This is a genomic window from Bradyrhizobium sp. (assembly GCF_049798375.1).
Lineage (GTDB): Bacteria > Pseudomonadota > Alphaproteobacteria > Rhizobiales > Xanthobacteraceae > Bradyrhizobium.
This window is the reverse complement of the sequence record NZ_JBARGP010000773.1, coordinates 1-6,146: the sequence shown is the minus strand read 5'-3', so window position 1 is coordinate 6,146 and position 6,146 is coordinate 1. Positions and strand designations below refer to the sequence as shown.

General features: G+C 65.0%; 6 protein-coding genes and 1 pseudogene. 2 read left to right on the top strand and 5 right to left on the bottom strand.

Translation table 11 applies throughout. The features are described from left to right. From WA702_RS29585 to WA702_RS29565, 5 genes and pseudogenes are all read right to left on the bottom strand, one after another. Positions 1 to 124, bottom strand: a pseudogene (locus tag WA702_RS29585) (nitronate monooxygenase); the annotation flags it as partial. A 173-nt stretch (positions 125 to 297) separates the two neighbouring features. Continuing rightward, on the bottom strand, positions 298 to 864 hold the full coding sequence (locus tag WA702_RS29580) for a hypothetical protein (protein WP_425114077.1): 567 nt from the start codon (positions 862 to 864) through the stop codon (positions 298 to 300). A 133-nt stretch (positions 865 to 997) separates the two neighbouring features. Next, positions 998 to 1,579: a YqaA family protein gene (locus tag WA702_RS29575; RefSeq protein WP_425114076.1), complete on the bottom strand. Its 582-nt coding sequence runs from the start codon at positions 1,577 to 1,579 to the stop codon at positions 998 to 1,000. Between the two features lie 63 nt (positions 1,580 to 1,642). Continuing rightward, positions 1,643 to 2,047, bottom strand: coding sequence for a phosphoribosyl-ATP diphosphatase (hisE, locus tag WA702_RS29570; RefSeq protein WP_425114075.1), 405 nt, complete (start codon positions 2,045 to 2,047; stop codon positions 1,643 to 1,645). 108 nt (positions 2,048 to 2,155) lie between these two features. Next, positions 2,156 to 2,545 carry a hypothetical protein gene (locus WA702_RS29565; RefSeq protein WP_425114074.1) on the bottom strand — a complete coding sequence of 130 codons (390 nt, stop codon included), beginning with the start codon at positions 2,543 to 2,545 and terminating at the stop codon, positions 2,156 to 2,158. A gap of 322 nt (positions 2,546 to 2,867) precedes the next feature. Here WA702_RS29565 and WA702_RS29560 point away from each other — a divergent pair, with 322 nt between their 5' ends. Further along, positions 2,868 to 4,652, top strand: a complete 1,785-nt coding sequence (locus WA702_RS29560; RefSeq protein ID WP_425114073.1) for a glucan ABC transporter ATP-binding protein/ permease — start codon at positions 2,868 to 2,870, stop codon at positions 4,650 to 4,652. A gap of 254 nt (positions 4,653 to 4,906) precedes the next feature. Continuing rightward, the coding region (locus WA702_RS29555) for a D-alanyl-D-alanine carboxypeptidase family protein (protein WP_425114072.1) at positions 4,907 to 6,146 on the top strand (1,240 nt) is incomplete at its 3' end.

Here is a 6,146-nt window from a genome sequence, read left to right as displayed (position 1 = left end):
GAAACGCGCCGACCACGCCGGCCTTGCACTGGGCGATCACGAGATCGGGCACGGAGATGATGAACAGCGGCGAACCGATCACGGGAATGGATAGACGGCCCTTGAACAAGGCAGGCATGGACATGTCGGCAATTCCTCTTTGTGGAAGGCCAAAAAGGCCGTCCGTCAGAATGCCAGATGGCGCGCCATCAAGGCAATCATATCGACACGGGTCAACGATTGGCGCTAAACGATCTTGCGCCCAGCGCTGTCTGCGCGGCCTGCCGCCGCCGCGATCGTTGGCGTAGCGCCGCCGCGCTATTGGCATAACGCTGAAGTCACATAGGTATCGGTGCGGCAGTCGTCCGGCTTGCGCGCGCGGCCAGGAATCAACACCTTCGCCGAGCAGCTCTCGGTCGCATCGGTGTTGAGGCTGTTGCCTTCCTTGTAGCCCTTGCTCTGGCAGAGCTTGTCGGCGCCCGCCTTGCAGTCCGGGGTGCGGTTCGCGGCGAGCGGACAGGCCGAACGCCCGGTTACCATCGTCGACGGCTTCAACCGGGACAACGCATCTTCGATACCCTTGGTCGCATCGCCGGAGCTTGGCGGCGGCGGGGCGCTGGCGGTGCCGCCTCCCTGCTCCGGCTTCTTCTGCGGCAGCATCTTGTCGAACAGCTTGCCCATTTCCTGGAACAGGCCAGGATTATCCTGGCGCACCGGCGGTGGTGGCTGCGGCTCGGGTGTCGCGGGCGGCGGCGACGGCGGAGCTCCCTGCTCCTGCAGGCCCAGTGACTGCTGCCCGCTCTGCGCCCAGCCCGGCGCAGCGCCTCCGATCAGCGCCGGCAGGACGAGCAGCGCGGTGACGACGGATACCAGCGCAAGCCGCAATGGATGGACAGAAAGAGCCGATCGCACAGCCGTTCCAGAAAGATCGACAGACCGGAGAAGCATAACGACAACCGGCCTGTCATGGCGAGCAGCGCGGCTGACCGGCAGCGATCGCGCCGATGCCGGGTGCCGCTCAGATCAGCTTGAAGGCGATGATGAAGCCGGCCACCAGCACGGCGATGCCGAGCACCACCCACAAGCCGAGATGCTTCTCGATCCGCACCCTGATCCATTCGCCGTAGCGATTGAGCAGCACCGCCACGATGAAGAAGCGCGCGCCCCGCGCCACGATCGAACACAGCACGAACAGACCGAGATTGTAGCGGGCGAAGCCGGACGTGATGGTCACGAGCTTGTAGGGGATCGGGGTCAGGCCTTTGAGCAGGATGATCAGCGCACCCCACTCGGCGTAGGAGGCCCGGAACGCTTCGACCTTGTCTCCGAGCCCATAGAGATGGATCAGCCATTGCCCGAGGGAATCATAGAGCAGCGCGCCGATCGCGTAACCGAGCAGGCCGCCAATCACCGAAGCGATGGTGCAAACGCCCGCGAACAGCCAGGCCCGCTGCGGCTTCGCCAGCGTCATCGGAATCAGCATCACGTCCGGCGGGACCGGAAAGAACGAGCTTTCGGCAAACGCAACCGCCGCCATGATCCACAGGGCATGCGGCTTGTGCGCGGCGTCAATACACCAGTCGTAGATCCGTCTGAGCATGGCCGCGATGAAGCAAACCGCGGCCGATTTGTCCATGGCGCGGGAGCGAATGTTTTGAAGCGGTTAGCGGCGCTTGTGCAGCGAGCGGGTCTCGAGCGCGACAATGGGGCGCCGTTGCGGCCTTGCCGGCACAGCAGCTTTTGGAACCTTCACGGGCTGTTTCGGCATCTTTTCGGCAATCCCGAGCAGCAGCTCGCGCCGTTCCATCTCGCGCCAGACGTCCTCCGGGCGAACCCCGGTCTCCGCCCACAGCACCGTGAGGTTGTAGATCAGATCGGCGCTCTCGCGGACCACGGCCTGGGCGTCGCCGCTGACTGCGTCGATCGCAACTTCGATGGCCTCCTCGGCAAGCTTCTTGGCCATCTTGGCGGTGCCGCGCTGCAACAGCTTGGCCGTCCGCGACCGGCCGGGATCAAGGTCCCGGGCCGCCAACACCGCCTGATAGAGCCGTGCGATCGAATCACTCATGGCGATACGTTAGTCGAAAGCCATGGCAGACGTATTACCGGGCTCACAAAAGGTAAAATCCGCCGGCGCGAAACGCACCGGCGGGCATTTTCAGCGGACGAAGTTCGCCTACCAGCCACGATAATACGGGCCACCGCCATAATAGCCGGGGCTGTAATAGCCGGGGCCGTAATAGGCCGGCCGGCCATAATAGTGGTCCTCGTAATAATCCCGCCGGTTCTGTTCCGCGGCGATCGCCAGCCCGGTGCCGACGATGCCGGCAAACGCCGCAGCGGCGGCTGCGCCCCCGCCGCCACCATGATAATGACGATGGACCCTGTGGCGGGCGCTGACGTCGGTCACGCCGCCATCGGCCTGACCAGTGGTCACCGTCACGTCCTTCCGGGCCGGCGCGGCTGTGGCCAGCGACGGCGCGACTGCAGTCAGGCCGACGGCCGCAACCGTGGCCAGCGCCATGGCGCGGCCGAGCCGCGAAAACATCCCGCGTTGTGCAAGCATCTCATGATCCTCCTTACGATGGTCTCGGAAAGTCAATTTCAAGAATGGGGATCGGGTTCCCGTCCTGCCAGCAGCAAAACGCCGCAGCCGGCGCTCATCGCGCGTTCAGGTCGCGTGCGGCAGGACAACGGCCGGACACGATCGCAAAGTCGCCTCTTCCGACGCTGATCTGACGGGGCGCTTCGGTTGAACGTGCCCGCTGCAGGACCAAGCAAGCCCGCCTCCATGGCTCGCTAAGGCCTTGTCGCTAGCGGCCGGTCCCGGGTAAATGGCCGAGCCCGCCCGGTCGACAGCCCTCTCCGGATGACACGATATCGCTGCCATGTCCCTGCTCCGCCTCTACACCCGCGTTCTGCAATTGCTCGGCAAGGAGGCGCGCCTCGGCTGGATTCTGGCGATCGCCAATCTCGCGCTCGCCGGCGCGCAATTCGCTGAGCCGGTGCTGTTCGGCCGCATCGTCGACGCCTTGTCGGGTCGCAGCACTGACGGCTCCGCGTGGCCTCTGCTGGCCGCGTGGGCCGCGTTCGGGCTGTTCACGATCATGGCGGGCGCTGCGGTCGCGCTGCATGCCGACCGGCTCGCCCACCGCCAGCGTCAGGCGGTGCTGACCAGCTATTTCGAGCACATCCTGCAGCTTCCGCTCACCTTCCACGCCGGCACCCATTCCGGGCGGTTGATGAAGGTGATGCTGAACGGTACCGACGCGCTGTGGCGGCTGTGGCTGTCGTTCTTCCGCGAGCATTTCGCCGCCATCATGTCGGTGGTGGTGCTGCTGCCGCTGTCGCTCTATCTCAACTGGCGGCTCGCGATCCTGCTGTTCGTGCTCTGCATCGTCTTCACCGCGCTGACCACATTCGTGGTGCGCAAGACGTTCAGCATGCAGAGTGAGGTGGAGGAGCACTACAGCGATCTCTCCGCGCGGGCCTCCGACGCGCTCGGCAATGTCGCGCTGGTGCAAAGCTTCGTGCGCATCGACGCCGAGGTGCAAAGCCTGCGCTCCGTCTCCACCCAATTGCTATCAGTGCAGATGCCGGTGCTCGGCTGGTGGGCGCTGGTCACCGTCATCACCCGCGCCTCCACCACGATCACCGTACTCGCGATCTTCGCCGTCGGCATCGCGCTACATGATTCAGGGCTCTCATCGGTCGGCGACATCGTGATGTTCGTCTCGTTCGCGACCATGCTGATCCAGAAGCTCGAGCAGGTCGTCGCCTTCATCAACAATGTGTTCATGGAAGCGCCGCGGCTGAAGGAGTTCTTCACGGTGCTGGACGCGGTGCCGGCGGTGCGCGATCGACCTGACGCCGTGGACACTGGCCGCCTTTCCGGGCTGGTCGAGTTCAGCGACGTCTCGTTCTCCTATGACGGCAAGCGCCCGGCCGTGGCAGACCTGTCGTTCACTGCGCTGCCTGGCCAGACCATCGCGCTGGTCGGCCCCACCGGCGCCGGCAAGTCAACGGCAATTGCGCTATTGCATCGCGCCTTCGATCCGCAATCCGGCTTGATCAAGATCGACGGCATGGATGTGCGCGGGTTGAAGCTCGCGGCGCTGCGACGGAACATTGGGGTGGTGTTCCAGGAATCGCTGTTGTTCAACCGCTCGATCCGAGACAATCTCCTCATCGGCAAGCCTGACGCCACGGAAGAGGAGATGCGCACCGCGGCCGCGCGGGCGCAGGCGCTTGATTTCATCACACGCGGCGAGCTGGGCTTTGACACCAACGCCGGCGAGCGCGGCCGCATGCTCTCGGGCGGCGAGCGGCAACGGCTGTCGATCGCGCGCGCGCTGCTCAAGGACCCGCCGATCCTGATTCTCGACGAGGCCACCAGCGCGCTCGACGCGGTGACCGAGGCCAAGGTCAACGCGGCGCTTGACGAGGTCATGAAGGGGCGCACCACCTTCGTGATCGCGCATCGGCTGTCGACCATTCGCAACGCGACGCGGATCCTGGTCTTCGAGGCGGGACGCGTGACCGAAACCGGAACTTTCGATGAACTTGTCGCGAAAGGCGGTCATTTCGCGGAACTCGCCAGAGCTCAATTCATGGTCCAGGAGGAGGCGCGCGCGACCATCGCCAGACCGGACAGTACAAGCCCGGTGATGTGAGCAACGTGCGACATTCGATCGTGGAATTGAACGGCTTGGCTCTGTTCCGAAGCGGCAGGCCGGTATAGTTTGCGCCGGCCGTGACTGGTGTTGCGTCGCCATTCATTCGCTCGACGGCATATCAGCGAATGTCGGGCAGCCAAGGGAACACCAGCCGAGTGATCGTCGTTGCGGCACCGGACACGCTTGAAACCCGACCATCAGATTGCCCTCCTCCGTTCATGAGGCGGGTCTCAAAGGACCGGAATCCGATAGTGCAGCCACTTCGCTCGTTGCTTGGTCTTTCGCCGCTCAAATTCATCATGCTCGTTGCCGTGCTGGCGTTCGCCGGCACCAACGTCGCGCGCGCCGAGGCGCTGCTGCTGGTCGAGGCCGAGAGCGGCAAGGTGCTGGAAGCACAGAACGCCACCGTGCCCTGGCATCCCGCTTCGCTGAGCAAGCTGATGACGGCCTACGTCACGTTGAAGGCGGTCAAGGATGGCAAGATCACGTTCGACACCCTGTTCACGGTGTCGCCGCTGGCGTCGTCGCAGTCGCCATCGAAGATGGGCTTCCGGCCTGGCACGCAGGTCACCGTCGACAACGCGCTGAAGATGATGCTGGTGAAGTCCGCCAACGACATGGCAGTGGTGCTGGCCGAAGGTGTCGGCGGCTCGATCGACGGATTCTCGGCGATGATGAACGACACCGCGCGCCAGCTCGGCATGACGCAGACCAACTATGTCAATCCGAACGGCTTGCCCGACGACGCTCAGATCACCTCGGCGCGCGACCTCGCGATCCTGGCCCGCGCGATCATCCATGACCTGCCGCAATACGAATATTTCGTGCACATTCCCTCGATCCGCTACGGCCGTCGGGTGGTGCAGAATTTCAACAAGCTGATCGGCCGCTATCCCGGCGCCGACGGCTTCAAGACCGGCTTCATCTGCGCCTCGGGCTACAATCTGGTGGCATCCGCGACCCGCAATGGCCGCCGGCTGATCGCGGTCGTGCTCGGCGCCTCCTCCGGCAAGGCGCGCTCGCTGCGCGCGATGCAGATGCTCGACCGCGGCTTCAACGGCTCGGCGCTGAGCTTTCTCAAACCCTCGCTCGGCACGGTGGACAGCCTAGTGCCGGCAGATGTCCCGCCGCCGGATCTGCACGATGAAGTGTGCGGCGGACATCGCCACAAGCCCGCCAGCGACGAGGACGAGGACACGGTGGCGAGTTCGCCGGACCAGTCGCCCAGCGGCGCGCTGCTGGCCGGCCTGCAGCAGCAGACACTGAAGCCCGCGGAGATGCTCGCAGCGGAGGCCGCCCCGTCGGAGCCGGTCGTGGTCTATACCGGCCCGACCCGGACCGGCACGGCGCTGATCGCCGCCGTCGCTGCCGACACGGCGAGCCAGACCCCGCCCAATCGGCGCGGCAAGAAGGTGCATGTCGCGGCAAAGAAGCCCGACGGCGAAAAGGCCGCTGCCAAGCCGAAGGACGCCGCGGGCGAAGCGAGGACCG